This is a genomic window from Streptomyces sp. NBC_01233, from assembly GCF_035989305.1.
GTDB lineage: Bacteria > Actinomycetota > Actinomycetes > Streptomycetales > Streptomycetaceae > Streptomyces.
Window position 1 is genome coordinate 2,850,077 of record NZ_CP108514.1, and the last position, 20,455, is coordinate 2,870,531.

A 20,455-nucleotide genomic window follows, 5' to 3' on the forward strand; every position below is an offset into this window, starting at 1 on the left:
GGCCGCTCCATTGGCCGTGTCAGCGGCCGACGGTCACAGGACCGGGAGGTTCTTGCGGAGTTCGAAGGCCGTGACCTCCGAGCGGTACTCCTCCCACTCCTGCTTCTTGTTGCGGAGGAAGAAGTCGAAGACGTGTTCGCCGAGGGTTTCGGCGACCAGTTCGCTGCGTTCCATCAGGGAGATGGCCTCGCCGAGGTTCTGCGGGAGGGGTTCGATGCCCATGGCGCGGCGTTCGGCGTCGGAGAGGGCCCAGACGTCGTCGTCGGCGCCCGCCGGGAGTTCGTAGCCCTCCTCGATGCCCTTGAGGCCGGCCGCGAGGAGGACGGCGTAGGTGAGGTACGGGTTGGCGCCGGAGTCGATCGAGCGGACCTCGACGCGGGAGGAGCCCGTCTTGCCCGGCTTGTACATCGGGACGCGGATCAGGGCGGAGCGGTTGTTGTGGCCCCAGCAGATGTACGAGGGGGCCTCGCCGCCCGCGCCGGCGCTGCGGGAGGAGCCGCCCCAGATGCGCTTGTAGGAGTTGACCCACTGGTTGGTGACCGCTGCCGTCTCGGCGGCGTGGCGCAGCAGGCCCGCGATGAAGGAGCGGCCGACCTTGGAGAGCTGGTACTCGGCGCCCGACTCGTAGAAGGCGTTGCGGTCACCCTCGAAGAGGGAGAGGTGGGTGTGCATGCCCGAGCCGGGGTATTCCGAGAACGGCTTCGGCATGAAGGTGGCCTGGACGCCCTGCTCGAGGGCCACCTGCTTCATGACCAGGCGGAAGGTCATGATGTTGTCGGCCGTGGAGAGGGCGTCGGCGTAGCGGAGGTCGATCTCCTGCTGGCCGGGGGCGCCCTCGTGGTGGCTGAACTCGACCGAGATGCCCATCGATTCGAGCATGGTGATCGCCTGGCGGCGGAAGTCCATTCCCACGTTCTGCGGGGTGTGGTCGAAGTAGCCGGAGTTGTCGGCCGGGACCGGGCGGGTGCCGTCCAGCGGCTTGTCCTTCAGCAGGAAGAACTCGATCTCCGGGTGGGTGTAGAAGGTGAAGCCCAGGTCGGAGGTCTTCGCCAGGATGCGCTTGAGGACGTAGCGCGGGTCCGCGAAGGACGGGGAGCCGTCCGGCATGAGGATGTCGCAGAACATCCGGGCGGTCCCGGGGGCCTCGGCGCGCCACGGCAGTATCTGGAACGTGCTCGGGTCCGGCTTGGCGATCATGTCGGACTCGTAGACCCGTGCGAAGCCCTCGATCGCGGAGCCGTCGAAGCCGATCCCCTCGTCGAAGGCCTGCTCCAGCTCCGCGGGGGCGACCGCGACGGACTTGAGGAAGCCCAGTACGTCGGTGAACCACAGGCGCACGAAGCGGATGTCGCGCTCCTCAAGCGTCCGGAGGACGAATTCCTGCTGCTTGTCCATACCTTCATCCTCGCAGTTCAGACGACCTGTGCACCACCGCCTCACGGGTCGGGGCACAGTCGGGCCGGCCCAGTATCGCCAGTGGTGGTTTCCGCCACATTACGCACCCGGGAAAGCTCACGGCACCCCCGCACTGACCTCGGAGCGGTCATGAGCATTACCATCTGCGCCCATGGGGGGCCTGCAGTACGTACAGCCGGGGCGTCGGGGACGTCCCGGGCTTCGGCGCGCCCTCCTCCTGACGGTCTTCGGCGCGCTGGTCGGGGTGCTGACCGGCGCGCTGTTCCTGTGCGCGTCCCGGTCGGGCGAGCCCTCCGTCTCCGCGCCCGCGCCGGCAGGCGTGCAGGCCGAGCCGGGGGCCCACGGCACGACGCACGCCGTCTGCGCGTCCCCGTACGACCTGCCCGGCTGCTCCTCCCTCGCGCACGTGCCCCCGGGCGTCCTGCCCGTACCGCCGCCCGCCGTAACCGTACCGGGCGGCGAGCCGCCGCCCGCCGCCGAGGCCTCCGGGGCGGGCCGGACCCGGCCGCCCGAGCCGCTCGCGCGCGCCCCCGACCTGCATGCCCTCCAAGTGCTGCGGACCTGACGGGTCCGGTTTTGCGTTCCACCCACCCCCCTCAGCAGAAGGAACCAGGGCACATGGCCAGCAAGTCCGGCAGGACCCACGAGAACACCGACCCGCACTCCCGCCAGGCGCGCATAGCCGAGATGCGCCGCGCCGACAAGATCCGGGAGCGGCGCAACAAGGCCATCGCGATCACGACCTCGACGGTCATCGTCGCCGGTCTGGTCGGTTTCGGCGCCTGGGTGCTGATCGACCAGAAGCAGACCGAGCAGCGCAAGAAGGAGGCCGCGGAGCAGATCCGCAAGGAGGCCGAGGAGGTCCGCAAGAAGCCGGTGGAGGGCGAGCAGGTCTGGGACGCGAAGAACCTGGGCCGCAACCACGTCGAGACCCCGGTGAAGTACGAGACGAACCCCCCGGTCGGCGGTGACCACCACCCCCGCTGGATGAACTGCAACGGCGACGTCTACAAGAACCCGCTGCCCGAGGTGAACGCCGTGCACTCGCTGGAGCACGGGGCCGTCTGGGTCACGTACAACGAGAAGGCCGCCAAGGCCGACGTGGACAAGCTCGCCGCGACCGTCGGCAAGACCCCGTACACGCTGATGAGCCCGATCAAGGAGCAGACCGGGGCGATCATGCTCAGCGCGTGGGGCAAGCAGCTGACCGTGGAGACGGCGGACGACCCGCGGGTGAAGCAGTTCTTCACCAAGTACGTGCAGGGCGAGCAGACCCCGGAACCGGGCGCGGCCTGCACGAGCGGGCTGGCCGCCAAGTGACCGGCCGCACGCCCCGTACGTACTGGGTCGCGGGCACGGCCGTCCTGCTGGCGCTGCTGTTCGCGGCGGCGGCCACGGTCGCCGCCGCGAACGGCGATCCCGGTGCGGCGCGCCCCCGGCCCGCCCCCGCCACCCCGGGGCTCCACTCCCCGGACGCCGGCTTCGCCCGGGACATGGCGGTGCATCACCAGCAGGTGGTGGAGATGTCCTTCATCGTGCGGGACCGCACCGGGGACGAGCCGGTACGCACCCTCGCCTTCGACATCGCCAACACCCAGGCCAACCAGCGGGGCATGCTGCTCGGCTGGCTGGACCTGTGGGGGCTGCCGAAGGTGGTGGCCGACGAGCCCCCGATGTCCTGGATGGGGACCTCGGGAGGCCACGGAGACCATGCGGGCCACGGCGCCGCCAAGCCCGGCGCGCTGATGCCCGGCATGGCCACCAAGGAGGAGCTGGAGCAGCTGGGAGCCGCCTCCGGGCGGGACGCCGAGGTGCTCTTCCTCCAGCTGATGACCGACCACCACAAGGGCGGCGTCGCGATGGCCGAGGGCTGTGCGCAGCAGTGCGTGACCCCGGTCGAGCGGGCGCTGGCCCAGGGCATGGTCGACGCGCAGCGCTCGGAGCTCACCCTGATGGCGGACATGCTGGGGAAGCGCGGGGCTGCGCCGCGCGGGTGACGGGAGACGCGCCGCGCGAGTGCCGGGACACGCCCGTACGGTGGTGAGAGGGCGCCCTCTCACCCGTACGGGCGTGTGCTCCCGCGCTCCCGCGCGTGGAGTCGCACGACGAGCCCTGGGCGGGGGGCGCCGAGGCGGGCGCAGCCGCGCCCCGCCGCTCGTACGGCGCTCAGGAGGTTGATGCGATGACCACCGCCGGAGAGATCATGCACAAGGGGGCCCAGTGGATCCCCGCCAACGAGACCCTGGACCGGGCCGCCCAGCTGATGAGTCAGCTGAATGTGGGCGCGCTGCCCATCAGCGACTCCGACGAACGGCTCTGCGGGATCCTGACCGACCGCGACATCGTGGTCGGCTGCGTGGCCAAGGGCCACGACCCGTCGAAGATCACGGCCGGTGACATGGCCCGGGGAACGCCGCGCTGGATCGACGCGGGCGCGGACGTCTCCGAGGTGCTGGAGGAGATGCAGAGCCACCAGATCCGCCGGCTGCCGGTGATCAGGAACAAGAAGCTGGTCGGCATGATCAGCGAGGCCGACCTGGCCAAGCACCTCTCCGAGGAGCAGATCGCGGGCTGGGCCGAGAAGGTCTACGCGAGGAGCTGACCGCCGGCTTCGCGGACCGCCCGGGCCACCTGGTCCGGGCGGTCGAGCATGACCAGGTGCCCGGAGGGCTCGGCGACCTCGAAGCGGGCCCCCAGCACGTCGGCGAGGTCCGCCTGGCGGGCCAGCCAGCGCAGGGCGGACCGCCCGGCCGAGCCGCCGTGACCGGCGAGGACGGTGGCGGGGGCGGCCAGCGGGTGCGTCCCGCGCAGGGCGAGCAGCTCGGCGGCCATGTCCGGGTAGCGGGAGTTCTCCAGCAGGGCGCCGCGCCAGACGCGGCCGGTGCGGTAGCAGCGGCGTACGAGGTCCCGTGCGGCCGGGTCGGGACCGCCGGTGCGGGAGGCCCGTACGGTGGCGCGCCGGGCCAGCGGCCCCAGGGCGGCCGGCAGCCCGGCGGCGGTCACCGCCCGGCCGAGCGCACGGGCGGCGCCGGTGCGGAGCGCGGCGGGCAGCACCGTACGGGGGTCTTCCTCGACGCTGCCGTCGAGGAGGACCAGGGCGGCGGTGCGCCGCGGGTACAGGCGGGCGAAGGCCTCGGCGTGGAACGCGGCGATCGAGTGCCCGACGACGGTGACCGGGCCGGTGAAGCCCAGCGCGTCCAGCAGGCCGGCGATCCGGTGGGCCTCCCCGGCGGTGGTCGGCGGCTCGACGGCCGGGCCGCTGAGGCCGTGGCCGGGCCGGTCGAAGCGGACGGTGCGGCCCGCGGCGGCGAGCAGCTCGGCGACCGGGTCCCAGTCGAACCAGGCCATGGCGAGCCCGGCGCTGAGCACGCACACGGGCCCCCGGCCCTCGACGACGACGTGCAGCGGCACCCCGTCCACGCGGACGAACCGGCCGGTGGCGCGCGCGTACGAAGCCGGGTACGAAGCCGCGTACGGAGTCGCGTGCGAGTCCGCGTAGGCAGTCGCGTACGGCGGCACGCGCGGCGGCTCGGGCCGTGGCTCGGGGCCCGGCACGGGCGGCGTCACGTACGGCCTTCCTTGTGGACCGAGTAGGCGAGCAGGCCGAGCCAGAGCGCCACGAGCAGCACCTGGAGCCGCTGCCCGGCGCCGAGGGCCCAGGTCCCGTGCCCCGCGGTGAACATGGCGATGGCGGTCAGCGTCCACGCGGTGGCGAGCAGTTCGAGGGCGACGAGGGCGGGGCCGTAGCGGGCGAGCGGGGCGAACCAGCCGTAGCGGCGGGCGGCGACGGTCAGGGCCACCAGGCCGACGAGGGCACCGGTCATGGCGAGGCTGCTGCTGACGGCATGGGCCCGGTGGGTGGCGGGGACCAGGCCGGCGGTCTCCAGGGCGGCGCATTCGGGGTCCACGGTGGGCGTGCAGCTCAGCGGCAGCCAGGCGTCGGCGGCGGTGGCCGCGCCGAAGAGGGTGACCCCGGCCCAGCCGACGACCGCCCAGAGGCGGCGCGACTCGGCGTACTTCAGCAGCCGGAACAGGGCCAGCAGTCCGCCGGCGAAGGCGAGCAGCCCGGCGGTGAAGTCGGTGGCCCGGAAGAGGCCGCCGAGCGGCTGGTCCTGGGCGGCGAGCTCGCTGACGTACGTCTCGATGGGGTTGAGGCCCGTGGAGACGACGACTTCGAGGACCCACGCGGTGTAGGCGGCGCCGGCGAGACCGATCAGGACGGCGACCGGCCAAGCGGTCCGCGGAGAGAGGCCATGTGGGGACATAGTGTGACTGATCCTAAGCAGACCCGGGGGTCGGTCCTATGATCGGATACCCGCCCCGGGTAGGGTTCCGGCCATGACGCGCAGTGCTGAGCGAGCCGCCCCGGGGTCCCGGTTGCTGCTGCTCGCCGCGCTGTTGCTGGGCATCGTCACCATGCACACCCTCGGCCATCCGTCCGCCTCCCATGCCATGGAGGACGTGTCCGCGGCCCACTCCGTTGCCTCGGCCGGGTCGCCCGGGCCTGCGGCGGACGGTGGCGCGCACCACACCCCGGCGTCCGTGCCGGTGGCGCCGGACCGGGAGCAGGGCCACCTGCCGGTCGTGGAACCGGCGCACGCACCGGCCCAGGCCCCGGTACCCGCCCCGGTCCCGGCCCCGGCCCTGGAAGCGGGCCTGGAACCGGCGCAGGCCGCCGGGACACAGTGGCCCGGTACCGGCATGGACCCCATGTCCGTCTGCTCCGCCGTGCTCGCGGGGCTCGTCCTGCTGTACCTCGGCGCCGGACCGGCCGGCTCCCGCGACGCCGCGCCGCTCGGGGGCGCGGCCCGCATACCGGGCCGGTCCGGTGGCCCGGATCCGCCCTCGCCCCGCGAGCTCCTGACCCGGCTGGCGGTCCTGCGGGTATAGGCCCGGCCCCCGGCCGTCGCCTCCGCATGCCCATGCGTCCGTACGTCCGCATGCGCGTACGTCTGTGCGCCCGCATGCCTTCGTGCCCGTGCGCAAGGCACCCGCACGCCCGCGGTGCCCCAGTCCCGGTACGCCCGCATGCCGTACTCCCGCATGCCCGTACGCCCGTACGCCCGTACGCCCGCGAGGCGGCGCCGAACCGCGCCCATGAATCCGTAACACCAGACCCACGAGGTGCTCCCATGCGCTCTCTCCCCACCCGCCGCGCCGTCCTCGGCGCATCCGCGGCCCTCGCCGGCTCCGGACTGCTCGCCGCCTGTTCCGGCTCATCCGGTTCCTCGGGCACGGACCACGGCTCCATGAACCACGGCGGCTCCGCCGCCGACGGCCCCGAGGGGTACGTGGACCCGGCCGGACCCGAGGTCCGCGCCGCCGAGGCGGCCCGCAAGGCCACCGGCCCGCTCACCGAGGTCAAGGTCACCGCCACCGCCACCCCGCTCGACCTCGGCGCCGGGCGGACCGTCCGCTCCTGGGCTTACGGGGACAAGCTGCCGGGCCAGGAGATCCGGGCCACCGCCGGCGGCACCCTCTCCCTCACCCTGGCCAACAACCTCCCCGAGGCCACCTCCCTGCACTGGCACGGGCTCGCGCTGCGCAACGACATGGACGGGGTCCCCGGGCTGACCCAGCGGGACATCGCCCCGGGCGGATCCTTCACGTACAAGTTCGCCGTCGCGCAGCCCGGGACGTACTGGTTCCACCCGCACACCGGAGTCCAGCAGGACCGCGGCCTCTACGCCCCGCTCGTCATCGAGGACCCGAAGGAACCCCTCTCCTACGACAAGGAGTGGGTGGTGGTCCTGGACGACTGGATCGACGGAGTGGACGGCGCCACCCCGGAAGCCGTCCTCGCCGAACTCCGCAAGGGCATGGGCGACAGCGGGAACGGCAACGGGGGCGGAGGCGGAGGCGGCCACGCCGGGCACGGAGCCCCGCCCGCCCCGGGTGCGAGCAGCCCCGGCGGCCGCTCGCACGTCCTCATGGGCGCCGACAGCGATATCCTCGGCAAGGACGCGGGCGACGTCGCCTACCCCTACTACCTGATCAACGGCCGGGTGGCGCAGGACCCGTCGGTCTTCACCGCCCGCCCCGGGGACCGGATCCGGCTGCGCATCATCAACGCCGGCGCAGACACCGCCTTCCGGATCGCCCTCGGCGGACACGAGCTGACGGTCACGCACACCGACGGCTACCCGGTGGAGCACGTGAAGACGGGCTCGCTGCTCCTGGGCATGGGCGAGCGGTACGACGTCCTGGTCACCGCCCAGGACGGGGTGTTCCCGCTCACCGCGCTGGCCGAGGGCAAGGGCCAGTCGGCGCTGGCGGTGCTGCGCACCGGGGCGGGTACGGCGCCCACGGCCGCGACCCGGCCGGCCGAACTGGACGCGCGGCCGCCGGCGGCGGACTCGTTCAAGGCCGCCGGTGCGGCCGTACTGGCCTCGCGCGAGCCGGACCGTACGGTGCAGATCCGCCTGACCGGCTCCATGACCCGGTACAACTGGGCCTTCGACGGCAAGCCGTACACACCGGACCAGCGGCACCCGGTGAAGGCGGGCGAGCGGGTCCGGCTGGAGTTCCGCAACGCGACGCCGATGTGGCACCCGCTGCATCTGCACGGCCACACCTTCGCGCTGGGCGGAGGGGCCGGCGGGGCGCGCAAGGACACCGCGATCGTCCTGCCGGGCGGGAGGCTGACGGCGGACTTCGACGCGGACAACCCCGGGCTGTGGATGGTCCATTGCCACAACGTCTACCACTCGGAGTCCGGAATGATGACGGTACTGGGCTACCAGCTGTAGGCAGCGGCCGTACGGTCCCGGGCCGGCTCCTTCGGCGGGCCGACCCGGGCCCCGGGCGGGGCGGGGCGGGGCGGGGGCCGGGCGGGCCCCGGGCGGGGGCCGGGCGGGAATTCGGATGGGCGCGGGTCGTGGGCATGGCACCCTTGCGGTGATCACAGCAGCTGCGACAAAGGACGCCCCCGCCGGTATGAGCACCCCGCCGAACCCGCCCAGCACCCCCGCCGGACCCCCGACGGAGCCGGCGGACACCCCGATACCCGAGACGGCCTCCATACCGGCGCCCGTGCAGCCGCTGTCGCTCGACAAGACCCCGCCCTCGGCGGCCACCGAGGCTCCCGAGGCATCGGCCGCAGAGGCTCCCGAGGCGTCGGCAGCCGCGGAGCAGCCGGCCCCCGCGGAGTCACCGGCCCCCGTCGAGGCCCCGGCAACTCCTGCTCCCGCGACTTCCGAAGCGCCCGCCGCCCCGGCAACCCCCGAGGCCCCGGCCGCCCCTGCGGACTCTGCCGCCCCCGAGGCCCCGGCCGCCCCCGGCCCGTCGCCGTTCGCCCCGCCCGCGCCGTCGCCGTTCGCCACCCCTGCCCCGGGCGCCGCCTCGTCGCCGTTCGCCACGCCCGCCCCGGGCTCCACCCCGTCCCCGTTCGCCACGCCCGCCCCGGGCGCGCCGACCGTGCCGGGCGCCCCGACCGCCCCCGGCATGCCCGGCGCCCCCGCCTGGGGCCAGCCCGGCTTCGGCGCGGGCCCGTACGGCGGTTACCCGCAGCCGAAGCCGGCCACCAACGGCCTGGCCGTCGCCGCCGTGATCGTGGCCAGCTTCGGCGTCATGACCGCCGTCGTGCCCTTCTTCTTCTGGGCCGGCGCCCTGATGGCCGTCGTCGCCACGGGTCTCGGCATCGGCGCCGTCGTCCGCGCCAACAACGGCGCCCCGAACAAGACGATGGCGGTCGTCGGCACCGCCCTCGGCGTGCTCGGCCTCGCCGCCTCGATCGGCGGCTTCTTCATCACGACCACCTTCCTCGAGAACACCTCCGGTCGCCACGAGCAGGGCATCGACATCGGCGAGGACGACATGGACCTCGAGGGCCTCTACCCCAGCGGTGAGCCCTGGCCGTCCGCCTCCCGGTCGCCCTCCCAGGTTCCGGGTCTGACCAGCGCGCTGCCGTTCGGCGAGACCTTCACCTACCCGAACGGCGTCAAGGTGAGCCTGTCGGCGCCGACGAAGTACGAGCCGAAGGGCATCATCGCCCGCGAGCAGGTGAAGAACGCGATCCAGCTGACGGTCACCATCACCAACGGTTCGTCCTCGCCGCACGAGGTCATCTACGCCATGCCCAACGTCCGCGACGAGCAGGGGATGACCGCCGAGATGGTCTTCGACAGCGGCGGCTCCGGCGGCGGCGTTCCGAAGATGATCAAGGGGTCCATCCTGCCGGGCGCGTCCGCCAGCGGGATCGTGGCCTTCGAGGTCCCCGAGGGCACCAAGAGCATCACCGCGGACATCTCCGCGGGAACCCTGCTCGACGACGTGAAGTACGCCGGCCCGATCGGCTGACGAAGCAGTCCCCGCAAGGGAAAACAGGCGGGGCCCAGGACATCGCGTCAGAAAGACGATTAGACTGGGCCCCGTGCCTCAACTACGCCTCGCTCTGAATCAGATCGACTCGCACGTCGGCAACATCGCCGCCAACGCCGACTCGGTCGTGCACTGGACCCGGCACTCCGCCGAGCAGGGTGCCCACCTGGTGGCGTTCCCGGAGATGATGCTGACCGGGTACCCCGTCGAGGACCTCGCCCTGCGCGGCTCCTTCGTCGAGGCCTCCCGCGCCGCGCTGCGCGGGCTCGCGGAGCGGCTGGCGGCCGAGGGCCTCGGCGAACTGCCGGTCGTCGTCGGCTACCTCGACCGCACCGAGAAGGCCGTCCCCCGGCTCGGCAAGCCGGCCGGCTCCCCCGAGAACGCGGCGGCCGTGCTGCACCGCGGGCAGGTCGTCCTGCGCTTCGCCAAGCACCACCTGCCCAACTACGGGGTGTTCGACGAGTTCCGGTACTTCGTGCCGGGCGACACCCAGCCCGTGATCCGGGTGCACGGCGTCGACGTGGCCCTGGCCATCTGCGAGGACCTCTGGCAGGAGGGCGGCCGGGTCCCGGCCACCCGCTCCGCCGGGGCCGGACTGCTGATCTCCGTCAACGCGTCACCGTACGAGCGCAACAAGGACGACCTGCGCCTCGAACTGGTCCAGAAGCGGGCCCAGGAGGCCGGCTGCACCCTCGCCTACCTGGCGATGATCGGCGGCCAGGACGAGCTGGTCTTCGACGGCGACTCGATCGTCGTCGACGCCGACGGCGAGGTCATCGCCCGCGCCCCGCAGTTCTCCGAGGGCTGCGTCCTGGTCGACCTCGACCTGCCCGCCGCGCGCGCCGACGCCCCCGAGGGCGTGGTGGACGACGGGCTGCGCATCGACCGCGTGATCCTGTCCGAGGAGCCGGTGGAGCCGTACGAGGCCGTGGTCACCGGCGGTTACGCCGACCGCCTCGACGACGACGAGGAGATCTACGACGCGCTGGTCGTGGGCCTGCGCGCGTACGTCAAGAAGAACGGGTTCCGCTCCGTCCTGATCGGGCTCTCCGGAGGCATCGACTCCGCCCTCGTCGCCGCCATCGCCTGCGACGCGATCGGCGCGCAGAACGTGTACGGCGTCTCGATGCCCTCGAAGTACTCCTCGGACCACTCCAAGGGGGACGCGGCCGACCTGGCCGAGCGGACCGGCCTGAACTTCCGGACCGTGCCGATCGAGCCGATGTTCGACGCGTACATGGGCTCGCTGGGCCTCACCGGCCTGGCCGAGGAGAACCTGCAGTCCCGGCTGCGCGGCACCATGCTGATGGCGGTCTCCAACCAGGAGGGCCACATCGTGCTGGCCCCGGGCAACAAGTCGGAACTGGCCGTCGGCTACTCCACTCTCTACGGCGACTCGGTGGGCGCGTACGGCCCGATCAAGGACGTCTACAAGACGGACGTCTTCCGGCTCGCGCAGTACCGCAACCGGGCCGCCGCCGAACGCGGCGAGAGCCCGCCGATCCCGGAGAACTCCATCGTGAAGCCGCCGAGCGCCGAACTGCGCCCGGGCCAGGTGGACACCGACTCGCTGCCGGACTACCCGGTGCTCGACGCGATCCTGGCCCTGTACGTGGACCGCGACCAGGGCATGGAGGCGATCGTGGAGGCCGGGTTCGACCGTGAGCTGGTCGCCCGGACCCTGCGGATGGTGGACACGGCGGAGTACAAGCGCCGCCAGTACCCGCCGGGCACGAAGATCTCCGCGAAGGGCTTCGGCAAGGACCGCCGGCTGCCGATCACGAACGGCTGGCGCGAGCAGGCGTAGCGGCCCGCCCGGCTGGTGCACGCGGCTCCGGGCCCGGCTCCGGGCCCGGCTGCCGGGCCCGGAGCCGCGTTGGTCAGGGCTTGACCGTGACCCGGGCGGCGACCGGAAGGTGGTCGCTGCCCGTGCGCGGCAGGGTCCACGAGGCCTCCGGCCGGATCCCGCGGACCATGATCTGGTCGATCCGGGCCATCGGGAACTGCGCCGGCCAGCTGAAGCCGAAGCCGTCGCCCGCCGCGCCCTGGGTGGAGCGCATCTGCGAGGTCACCTCGGACAGGGCGCGGTCGTTCATGGTGCCGTTGAGGTCGCCGAGCAGGATGACCTTCTTCAGCGGTTCGGCGGCGAGCGCGGCGCCCAGCGCGTCGGCGCTGTCGTCGCGCTGGTTCGCGGTGAAGCCGGCGTTCATCTTGACCCGGACCGAGGGGAGGTGCGCGACGAAGGCCGCGACCTTGCCGTGCGGGGTGTCGACGGTGGCCCGCATGGCCCGGGTCCAGCCCATCCTGATGTCGACGGGCGCGCTCGCGCTCAGCGGGTACTTGCTCCACACGCCGACCGTGCCCTCGACCGCGTGGTACTTGTACGTGCCCGCCAGGGCTTTCTCGTAGACGGGGACGGCGCTCCCCTTGAGCTCGGTGAGGGCCAGGATGTCGGCCCCGGACTTGGCGACCGCTTCGGCGGTGCCGCGCGGGTCGGGGTTGTCGGCGTCGACGTTGTGGGTGGCGACCACGAGGTTGCCGCCGGAGCCGGACTTGTCGGTGACCAGGCCGCCGAAGAGGTTCACCCAGACCGCGCCCGTCAGCACGAGGGCGATGAGCGCGGTCGCGGACTTGCGCAGGACGGCGCCGGCCAGCAGGAGCGGGACGGCCAGGCCCAGCCAGGGCAGGAAGGTCTCGGTGAGGCTGCCGAGGTTGCCCACGTCGTTGGGCAGCTCCGCGTGGAAGATCATCACCAGCGAGATCAGTACGGCGATCGCGGCGATCACCCCTCCGCGCCGCCAGATCCCGGGGTCCTTGCTCAGTTCGGCCAGCCGGCGCCGGAAGCGGGATCCGGAGGGCTCGGGCTCCGAGCCGCCGTTCCCCGATTCCGTCATGTACGCCTGTGCCATGCCACTGCCCTCACTGCCGTGCTCGCGCTCCGTCCCCGCCCCTTGACCCTAGGCGATGCACGAAGCCTTCCGTGTCGTACGTCACGACCGTCCGTCGCGCTCGTACGTCCGGGAAGACGAACGGCCGTGCGCAGGGGGTTCCGCTTGTCACGAAACGCGCACATTGGATCCTCCGGGCCGGTGTGCGCCCCACACCACTTCCGCCTTCGGCCCCGCGGATGCCACCATGGTGGGTGAGTCCGGGGACGCCGTGAGGGCGCCTCGAGATGACACAAGGAGCAGTTGCAATGACGCATGCCGTTTCGCCTGCCCGCGAACCCGCATCCGCGGCCTCCCCCACCCTGTACGGAGGCACGGGCACCCGGCGCATCACCGTCCGCGACCTGACCCTCGCCAAGGAACGCGGCGAGAAGTGGCCCATGCTCACGGCCTACGACGCGATGACCGCGTCCGTCTTCGACGAGTCCGGCATCCCGGTCATCCTCGTCGGCGACTCCATGGGCAATTGCCACCTCGGCTACGACTCCACCGTCCCGGTGACGATGGACCAGATGGCCATGCTCTCGGCGGCCGTCGTACGGGGCACGAGCCGCGCCCTGGTCATCGGCGACATGCCGTTCGGCTCGTACCAGGAAGGCGCCGTGCAGGCGCTGCGCAGCGCCACCCGTCTCGTGAAGGAGGCCGGGGTCGGAGCGGTGAAGCTGGAGGGCGGCGAGCGCTCGCTGCACCAGACCGAGCTGATCGTGCAGTCGGGCATCCCCGTCATGTCCCACCTGGGCCTGACCCCGCAGTCCGTCAACGCCATGGGCTACCGGGTGCAGGGCCGCGGCGACGAGGCCGCGCACCAGCTGCTGCGCGACGCGAAGGCGGCGCAGGACGCGGGCGCCTTCGCGGTGGTCCTGGAGCTCGTCCCGGCCGAGCTGGCCGCCGAGGTCACCCGGTCCCTGCACATCCCGACGGTCGGCATCGGCGCCGGCTCGGAGTGCGACGCGCAGGTGCTGGTGTGGACCGACATGATGGGCCTGGCCGGCGGAAAGCTGCCGCGGTTCGTGAAGCAGTACGCGAACCTGCGGGCGACCATGGGCGACGCGGCGAAGGCCTTCGCCGAGGACGTGGTCGGCGGAACGTTCCCGCAGGAAGAGCACGCCTTCCACTGACGGGGGCGGCCGCTCCGGCGGCCCGCCGACCGCCCGTCGACCGCTCGTCGACCGCTCCACCGACAGCCCGCCGACCGTGTGTCGGCGGGCTGTCGTATGCCTGTCGTACGTTTGTCGGTCGGCTGTCGGTGCTTTGTCAGTGGCGGCTGCTCCCATGGGGGCATGACGCGAAACGACAACAAGCCCAACGCCGTGGAGGTACGGGGGCTGGTCAAGCACTACGGCGAGACCAAGGCCCTCGACGGTGTCGACCTGGACGTCCGGGAGGGCACGGTCCTCGGGGTCCTCGGCCCCAACGGCGCCGGCAAGACGACGCTGGTCCGCTGCCTCTCCACCCTGATCACCCCCGACTCCGGCACGGCCGTCGTCGCCGGGTACGACGTGGTCCGCCAGCCGCGGCAGCTGCGCCGCACCATCGGCCTCACCGGCCAGTACGCCTCGGTCGACGAGAAGCTCTCCGGCTGGGAGAACCTCTACATGATCGGGCGGCTGCTCGATCTCTCCCGCAAGGACGCCCGCCGCCGCGCGGACGAGATGCTGGAGCGGTTCTCCCTGACCGAGGCGGCCAAGAAGGCCGCCATGAACTACTCCGGCGGCATGCGCCGCCGGCTCGACCTCGCCGCCTCCCTGATCGGCAACCCGGCCGTGCTCTACCTGGACGAGCCGACCACCGGTCTCGACCCGCGCACCCGCAACGAGGTGTGGGACGAGGTCCAGCGGCTGGTCGCCGAGGGCGCCACCGTGCTGCTCACCACCCAGTACATGGAGGAGGCCGAGCAGCTCGCCGGCGAGCTGACGGTCATCGACCGCGGCAAGGTCATCGCCAACGGCAAGGTCGACGAGCTGAAGGCGCGCGTCGGCGGCCGCACCCTGAAGATCCGCCCCGTGGCCTCCGCCGACCTGCCGGGCATGGCCCGCGCGCTGGCCGAGGCCGGACTGGACGGCGTGGCCGGCACCCAGGCCGTACCGGACGAGGGCGTGCTGCTGGTCCCGATCCTGAGCGACGAGCAGCTGACCGCCGTGGTCGGCCTGCTGGCCGCCCGCGGGTACGCCATCGCCGATCTCGGCACCTACCTGCCCAGCCTCGACGAGGTGTTCCTGGCCATCACCGGCCAGAAGCCCACCGTCGTCGAGGACTCCGTCCCCACCGAGAAGACCGAGGAGGTCGCGGCATGAGCACCGTAACCACGACGAAGCCCGCGCCCACCGCGCCCGGTCCGGCCCCGGTGGCCGCGGACCCCGGCGAGGGCCGGATCGGCCTGCGGGGCAACCTGCGGCACATCGGCGCCCTGGTGCGTCGCAACGCCCTCCAGATCAAGCAGGACCCCGAGTCGATGTTCGACGTCGTGTTCATGCCGATCATCTTCACGCTGCTGTTCGTGTTCGTCTTCGGCGGCGCGATCTCCGGCAAGGGCAACCAGGCGGAATACGTCAACTACGTGGTCCCGGGCCTCATGGCCATGATGGGCATGAACATCGCCATGGGCGTCGGCACGGGTGTCAACGACGACTTCAAGAAGGGTGTCATGGACCGGTTCCGGTCCATGCCCATCGCCCGGTCCTCGGTACTGATCGCCAAGATCGTCGTCGAGCTCGGCCGGATGATGGTCGCCATCGCGATCCTGCTGGCCGTGGGCTTCCTGCTCGGCCTGTCGATCAAGGGACCGGTGCTGGGCCTGTTCCTCGCCATCGGGCTCTCGGCCGTCTTCGGCGCCTCGCTGATGTGGATCTTCGTCCTGCTCGGTCTCACCCTGAAGACCCCGCAGGCGGTCCAGGGCATGGCGATGATGGTCCTGATGCCGCTGCAGTTCGGCAGCTCGATCTTCGCCCCGCCGACCACGATGCCGGGCTGGCTGCAGTCCTTCACGGACTACAACCCGCTGTCGAACCTGGCGGACGCCGCCCGAGCCCTGATCAACGACGCGCCGGTCGGCGACTCGGTGTGGATGACCCTGGCCTGGTCGGTCGCCATCACCGCGGTCACCATGCCGCTCGCGGTACGGAAGTTCCGCCAGAAGACCTGATCCGCGGACCGATCCGTTCGGATCGCGTCCCGGACGGACACCGGCCGGGGGCCGGATCAGATGAGGGCGGTGGCCTCCTCCATGGTGAGGCCGCCGCCTTCGGCGTACGCCTTCTCGTAGGCCGCGTCGCCGAGCGCCGCCCTCGCCAGCTCCTCGACGAGGGCGGCGTCCTCGCGTTCCGTGGTGATCGGGAAGTGCCCGGGCGGGAGGTGGGTCCGGTAGGCGCCGAACAGCCGGGCGGCGTCGTACTCGCGCCGCGGGCCGCCGAGCGAGACGAGGGAGACGGCCCCGGTCAGCAGGTACACGGCGGGCAGTTGCGGGGCGACCATCATCACGAGCGGGTCCCGGACCCTGGCCGCGGCCTCGCGGATCCGCACCAGCGCTTCCTCGTACTCGCCGTCCTGGTTGTCCAGCCAGGCCATCGTGGCGAGGAGGAACACGTCGAAGACGGCGTACGCGCCGAGCGCGAAGTCCTCGCGCAGCGCCTCGAGCTGGGCCCGGGCCTCGGCGATCCGGCCGGTGCGGCCGAGGAGGCCCGCGAGGAACATCCGGGCGGCGGGCATGGCCTCGTTGCCGTACCCCTGCCACCGTGCCGTGATCTCGGTGAGGATCGCCTCGGCCTCCTCGGCCTCCCCGTTCTCGACCAGCGTTCCGGCCATCCGTACGCGCAACACCGTCACCTGGGCCTTGGCACCCAGGCGTTCGGCGTGCTCGATCGCGGCCCGGAAGTCCTCGGCGGCCGGCGCGTACATACCGCGCTTCTCCCGGGACTCGGCCCGCGCGGACAGCGCCTCGGCGCAGCCCCAGTCGTCGCCGAGCTCGCGGAAGAGGGCCAGGCTCTCCTCGGCGTCGCGGGAGGCGTCGCCGGCCCAGTCCGCCCGGTTGGCGAGGATGTTGGCCCGGAGCTGCAGGGCGGAGGCGAGCTCCCAGCGGTAGCCGAAGGAACGGGCGGTCTCGACGGTCTCGTCCACGACGCGCTGCAGCAGCCGGGGGTCGCCCGCGATCATGACGGCGTAGATCCAGAGGGAGGCAGGGGACCGGCAGGTCTGCGGCAGCCCGGGCCGGTAGGCGGCGAGCACGCCGTCGATCTGGGCACGGACCTCGGGGGTGTCCCAGGTGTCGCTGTTCTGGTCGCGGGCGGCCAGCCGGATCAGCTGGATGCCGCGCCAGGCCTCGGTGAGGAGTTCGCCGCTGTACGGCGGGGGCGTGTCGACGATCCGCTCGTGGACGGGCTCGGCGGGGACGGAGGGCGCCGCGAAGGGGTTGGGGCCGAGCGCGGCGGCCGCCTCGGACCAGTGCCGGGACTCGGTGGCCAGGTCGTGCATGTGCCAGTACCAGCCCAGGGAGTGGACGAGGCACAGCACTTCGCCGGCGTCGCGGGCGGCGACCGCGCGGCGCAGGGCGGTACGGATGTTCTCGTACTCGGTGACGAGCCGCTCGGTGGCGGCCCGCTGGCCGTGACCGCGGAGCAGCGGCTCGGTGGTGCGGGCCAGTTCGCGGTAGTGGACGAGGTGGCGGCGCTCGGTGTGCTCGCGGTCGTCCCCGGCGGCGGCGAGGCGCTCGGCAGCGTACTCGGCGACGGTCTCCAGGAGGCGGTAGCGCATGCCGGAGCCGTCGGGTCCGGGGGCGGCGACGACGAGGGACTTGTCGACGAGGGAGCCGAGGACGTCTGCGGTGTCGTAGGACGGGTCGGCGCAGACGGCCTCGGCGGCGGCGAGGTCGCAGCCGCCGGCGAAGACGGACAGACGGCGCAGGACGGTGCGTTCGGGCTCGTCGAGGAGGTCCCAGGACCAGTCGACGACGGCACGCAGGGTCTGCTGCCGGGGCAGGACCGTACGGGCCCCGCTGGTCAGCAGCCGGAAACGGTCGTCGAGGCGGTCGGCGATCTGACGCGGGGTGAGCAGCCGCAACCGGGCCGCGGCCAGCTCGATGGCGAGCGGCAGACCGTCCAGGCGCCGGCAGATCTCGGCCGCCGCGGCCGGGTCGTCGTCGGTACGGAACCCCGGGCGGGCGGCGGCCCCGCGGTCACCGAGCAGCCGCAGCGCCACGGGATCGGGCAGCGGCTCCACCGGGCGCAGCGACTCCCCCGGCACGCCCAGGGGTTCACGGCTCGTCGCCAGGATCTGCACACCCGGGCAGCGTGCCAAGAGCTCCTCCGCCAGCTCGGCGGCCGCCCCGATGACGTGCTCGCAGTTGTCGAGCAGCAGAAGGAGCCGCTGCCGCGCGCAGTGCTCGGCGAGCCGGTCCAGCGGGGCGTCGCCGGTCCGGTCGGTCAGGGCGCGCAGCTCCTCGGCGGCGGCGCCGCGCAGCTTGGTCTCCCGGGCTCCGAGCGCGGCGAGCGCGGCCTCGGCGACGTCCTCCGGGTCGTCCACGGGGGCCAGCTCGACGAACCACACGCCGTCGGGCCATCCGCCGTGCGCGTCGTGCGCCTCGGCGGCCTCCTGCGAGAGCCGCGTCTTGCCGGCCCCGCCGGGCCCGAGGAGCGTGACGAGCCGCGCCCGCGCGAGATCCTCCCCGATGACGCGGATGTCGTCCTCACGGCCGACGAAGGTGGTGAGCCGAGCCCGCAGATTCCCGCTCCCCCGACCGGCCTGCCGGGACGCCCCGGACGCCGACGGCGGATACGGGCCTGGCCCGGACCCGGGGTGACCCGCGGCGTAGGGGGCGGCGCCCTGGCCCGGCTGCCCTATCGCCCCGGGCGCCGACGGCGGATACGGGCCTGGCCCGGACCCGGGATGACCCGCGGCGTAGGGGGCGGCGCCCTGGCCCGGCTGCCCTATCGCCCCGGGCGCCGACGGCGGATACGGGCCTGGCCCGGACCCGGGATGACCCGCGGCGTAGGGGGCGGCGCCCTGGCCCGGCTGCGCCGGATGCCCGCCCGGGGTGGGGTCGGGGGCGCCCGGCTGCCGTGCGGCGCGGGGTGCGGCGCCGTGCGGCCCGGGTCCGGGCGGCGTTCCGGCGGCGGGGTCCTGCTCGGGCGGTGCCGGGTGCGCGGCGGCACCGGTGTCGGCCGGGTAGGGGGCGGGCTCGGGTCGACGGGGCGTCGAGGGGGTGAGGAGCTCGGTGTGCAGGGTGCGCAGGGCGGGGCCCGGGTCCGTGCCGAGCCGGGCCGCCAGGTCCCGGCGTACGGCGTCGTACGCGGCCAGCGCCTCCGCCGGGCGGCCCGCGTCGCGCAGCGCCCGGATGCGCAGGGCCTGCAGCGGCTCGTCCAGCGGCTGCTGCGCGCACAGCGCGGTCAGCTCCGGCAGGGACCGCTCGGCCCCGCCCAGGGCCAGGGCCGCCGCGAGCCGGCCCCGGCGCGCGTCCATCCGTACGGCCTCCCAGCGCGCGGACTCCGCGCCCGGGTCCGGCAGGTCGGCGAGGGCCGGTCCGCGCCACAGGGCGAGGGCCTCCTCGTACCGGGCGGCGGCCTCGGCCGGGTCCCGCGTCTCGGCCGCGGACCGTGCGAGGCGCTCGAAGCGGTACAGGTCGACGTCCTCGCGTTCGGCGGCGAGCTGGTAGCCGCCCTCCGCGGAGCGCACGGCGGCGTGCCCGAGGGCCCGCCGCAGCCGGGCGACCAGCGCCTGCAGGGCGGCCACCGCGTCGGCCGGCGGGTCGCCGTCCCACACCTCGGCGACCAGCAGCGCGGCCGGCACCACCCGCCCCGGCCGCAGCGCGAGCGCGGTCAGGAGCGCCCGCAGGCGCGCTCCGCCGACGGCGACGGGGGTCCCGTCGTCGTGGATGGCCTGGGCGGTGCCGAGAATTCCGTAACGCACCGGCCCATTGTCCCCGCAGCCCGCCCCGGACCCGAACAATTTTCCCTTCGGCGGCCGGGATAGGTTTCCCGGCATGGGTCATCAGGGCAGCCGCGGCGAGCGGCGGATCAGTTCGGTATTCCTCGGCATCTTCGCCGTCATGGCCGTCACCGGCTGGGCCGTGTGGACGGGGTACTCGACGAGCACCGGGCTCGCGGTGTTCCTCTTCGTGACGTCGGCGTGGATCGTCTCCCTCTGCCTGCACGAGTACGCGCACGCCCGCACCGCCCTGCACAGCGGCGACCTCTCGGTGGGCGCCAAGGGCTACTTGACGCTGAATCCGCTGAATTATTCGCACGCGCTGCTCAGCATCGTGCTGCCGGTGCTCTTCGTGATCCTGGGCGGGCTGGGCCTGCCCGGCGGCGCCGTCTACATCGAGCGCGGCCGGATCCGGGGGCGCTGGAAGCACAGCCTCATCTCGGCGGCGGGCCCGCTGACCAACGTGGCGTTCGCCGTCATCTGCACGGCGCCGTTCTGGCTGGACGCCCTCGACGGGGTCCCGATGCCCTTCCGCTACGCCCTCGCCTTCCTGGCCCTGCTCCAGGTCTCGGCGGCGATCCTGAACTTCCTGCCGGTTCCGGGCCTCGACGGCTACGGGGTCATCGAACCCTGGCTGTCGCACCGGGTGCGCCGCGAGGTGGAGCCGCTGGCGCCGTTCGGCCTGATCGCCGTCTTCGCCCTGCTGTGGATCCCGGAGGTCAACGTCTTCTTCTTCGGCGTGGTGCGCGACCTGCTGTCCGCACTGGGCGTGTCGGGCCTGGAGACGGACTGCGGCCACGCCCTCTACCGCTTCTGGCAGGACGCCGGCAGCTTCTGCGAGGCCCCCTGACGCGGCC

General features: G+C 73.2%; 17 protein-coding genes. 12 read left to right on the forward strand and 5 right to left on the reverse strand.

From position 1 onward, the window contains the following. Positions 1–33 precede the first annotated feature (33 nt). Positions 34–1,395: a glutamine synthetase family protein gene (locus OG332_RS13205; RefSeq protein ID WP_030772013.1), complete on the reverse strand. Its 1,362-nt coding sequence runs from the start codon at positions 1,393–1,395 to the stop codon at positions 34–36. 172 nt (positions 1,396–1,567) lie between these two features. Here OG332_RS13205 and OG332_RS13210 point away from each other — a divergent pair, with 172 nt between their 5' ends. From OG332_RS13210 to OG332_RS13225, 4 genes are all read left to right on the forward strand, one after another. Beyond that, complete coding sequence (locus OG332_RS13210) at positions 1,568–1,981, forward strand: hypothetical protein (protein ID WP_327413649.1); 414 nt, start codon at positions 1,568–1,570, stop codon at positions 1,979–1,981. 53 nt (positions 1,982–2,034) lie between these two features. Beyond that, positions 2,035–2,736, forward strand: a complete 702-nt coding sequence (locus OG332_RS13215) for a DUF3105 domain-containing protein (RefSeq protein ID WP_327413650.1) — start codon at positions 2,035–2,037, stop codon at positions 2,734–2,736. Then, entirely contained in the window at positions 2,733–3,413 is a 681-nt protein-coding gene (locus OG332_RS13220) for a DUF305 domain-containing protein (RefSeq protein ID WP_327413651.1), read from the forward strand. Before OG332_RS13215 ends, OG332_RS13220 begins: the two co-directional genes overlap by 4 nt. Before the next feature lie 185 nt (positions 3,414–3,598). Continuing rightward, entirely contained in the window at positions 3,599–4,018 is a 420-nt protein-coding gene (locus OG332_RS13225; RefSeq protein ID WP_327419209.1) for a CBS domain-containing protein, read from the forward strand. Here the strand turns inward: OG332_RS13225 and OG332_RS13230 are convergent. Next, positions 4,003–4,836: an alpha/beta fold hydrolase gene (locus OG332_RS13230; RefSeq protein WP_327419210.1), complete on the reverse strand. Its 834-nt coding sequence runs from the start codon at positions 4,834–4,836 to the stop codon at positions 4,003–4,005. The two genes, OG332_RS13225 and OG332_RS13230, sit on opposite strands and share 16 nt — an antisense overlap. A 143-nt stretch (positions 4,837–4,979) precedes the next feature. Continuing rightward, positions 4,980–5,681 carry a DUF998 domain-containing protein gene (locus OG332_RS13235; RefSeq protein ID WP_327413652.1) on the reverse strand — a complete coding sequence of 234 codons (702 nt, stop codon included), beginning with the start codon at positions 5,679–5,681 and terminating at the stop codon, positions 4,980–4,982. A 73-nt stretch (positions 5,682–5,754) separates the two neighbouring features. Here OG332_RS13235 and OG332_RS13240 point away from each other — a divergent pair, with 73 nt between their 5' ends. The 4 genes from OG332_RS13240 (at position 5,755) to OG332_RS13255 (ending at position 11,542) form a co-directional block, all read left to right on the forward strand. Continuing rightward, entirely contained in the window at positions 5,755–6,306 is a 552-nt protein-coding gene (locus OG332_RS13240; protein WP_327413653.1) for a hypothetical protein, read from the forward strand. 242 nt (positions 6,307–6,548) lie between these two features. Next, entirely contained in the window at positions 6,549–8,165 is a 1,617-nt protein-coding gene (locus OG332_RS13245) for a multicopper oxidase family protein (protein ID WP_327413654.1), read from the forward strand. 187 nt (positions 8,166–8,352) lie between these two features. Then, positions 8,353–9,714, forward strand: a complete 1,362-nt coding sequence (locus OG332_RS13250) for a DUF4190 domain-containing protein (RefSeq protein WP_327413655.1) — start codon at positions 8,353–8,355, stop codon at positions 9,712–9,714. 73 nt (positions 9,715–9,787) lie between these two features. After that, the gene (locus tag OG332_RS13255; RefSeq protein ID WP_327413656.1) at positions 9,788–11,542 is read left to right on the forward strand and encodes an NAD+ synthase; all 1,755 of its coding nucleotides are present in this window, start codon (positions 9,788–9,790) and stop codon (positions 11,540–11,542) included. 73 nt (positions 11,543–11,615) lie between these two features. Here OG332_RS13255 and OG332_RS13260 read toward each other — a convergent pair whose 3' ends face one another. Further along, a complete protein-coding gene (locus OG332_RS13260) occupies positions 11,616–12,644 on the reverse strand; it encodes an endonuclease/exonuclease/phosphatase family protein (RefSeq protein WP_327413657.1) in 1,029 nt (342 codons plus the stop codon). A gap of 287 nt (positions 12,645–12,931) precedes the next feature. On the opposite strand from OG332_RS13260, the gene panB reads away from it, so the two are divergent. The 3 genes from panB to OG332_RS13275 all read left to right on the forward strand — a co-directional run bounded on the left by panB (position 12,932) and on the right by OG332_RS13275 (position 15,825). Next, positions 12,932–13,801: a 3-methyl-2-oxobutanoate hydroxymethyltransferase gene (panB, locus tag OG332_RS13265; RefSeq protein WP_327413658.1), complete on the forward strand. Its 870-nt coding sequence runs from the start codon at positions 12,932–12,934 to the stop codon at positions 13,799–13,801. Between the two features lie 162 nt (positions 13,802–13,963). Further along, entirely contained in the window at positions 13,964–14,977 is a 1,014-nt protein-coding gene (locus OG332_RS13270; RefSeq protein WP_327413659.1) for an ATP-binding cassette domain-containing protein, read from the forward strand. After that, positions 14,974–15,825 (forward strand): ABC transporter permease, encoded by an 852-nt coding sequence (locus tag OG332_RS13275; RefSeq protein ID WP_327413660.1) that lies wholly within the window; start codon positions 14,974–14,976, stop codon positions 15,823–15,825. Before OG332_RS13270 ends, OG332_RS13275 begins: the two co-directional genes overlap by 4 nt. Before the next feature lie 56 nt (positions 15,826–15,881). On the opposite strand, the gene OG332_RS13280 is transcribed toward OG332_RS13275, so the two are convergent. Continuing rightward, positions 15,882–19,580 carry an AfsR/SARP family transcriptional regulator gene (locus OG332_RS13280; RefSeq protein WP_327413661.1) on the reverse strand — a complete coding sequence of 1,233 codons (3,699 nt, stop codon included), beginning with the start codon at positions 19,578–19,580 and terminating at the stop codon, positions 15,882–15,884. A 73-nt stretch (positions 19,581–19,653) separates the two neighbouring features. Here OG332_RS13280 and OG332_RS13285 point away from each other — a divergent pair, with 73 nt between their 5' ends. Continuing rightward, positions 19,654–20,448, forward strand: coding sequence for a site-2 protease family protein (locus tag OG332_RS13285; RefSeq protein WP_327413662.1), 795 nt, complete (start codon positions 19,654–19,656; stop codon positions 20,446–20,448). Positions 20,449–20,455: the final 7 nt, after the last annotated feature.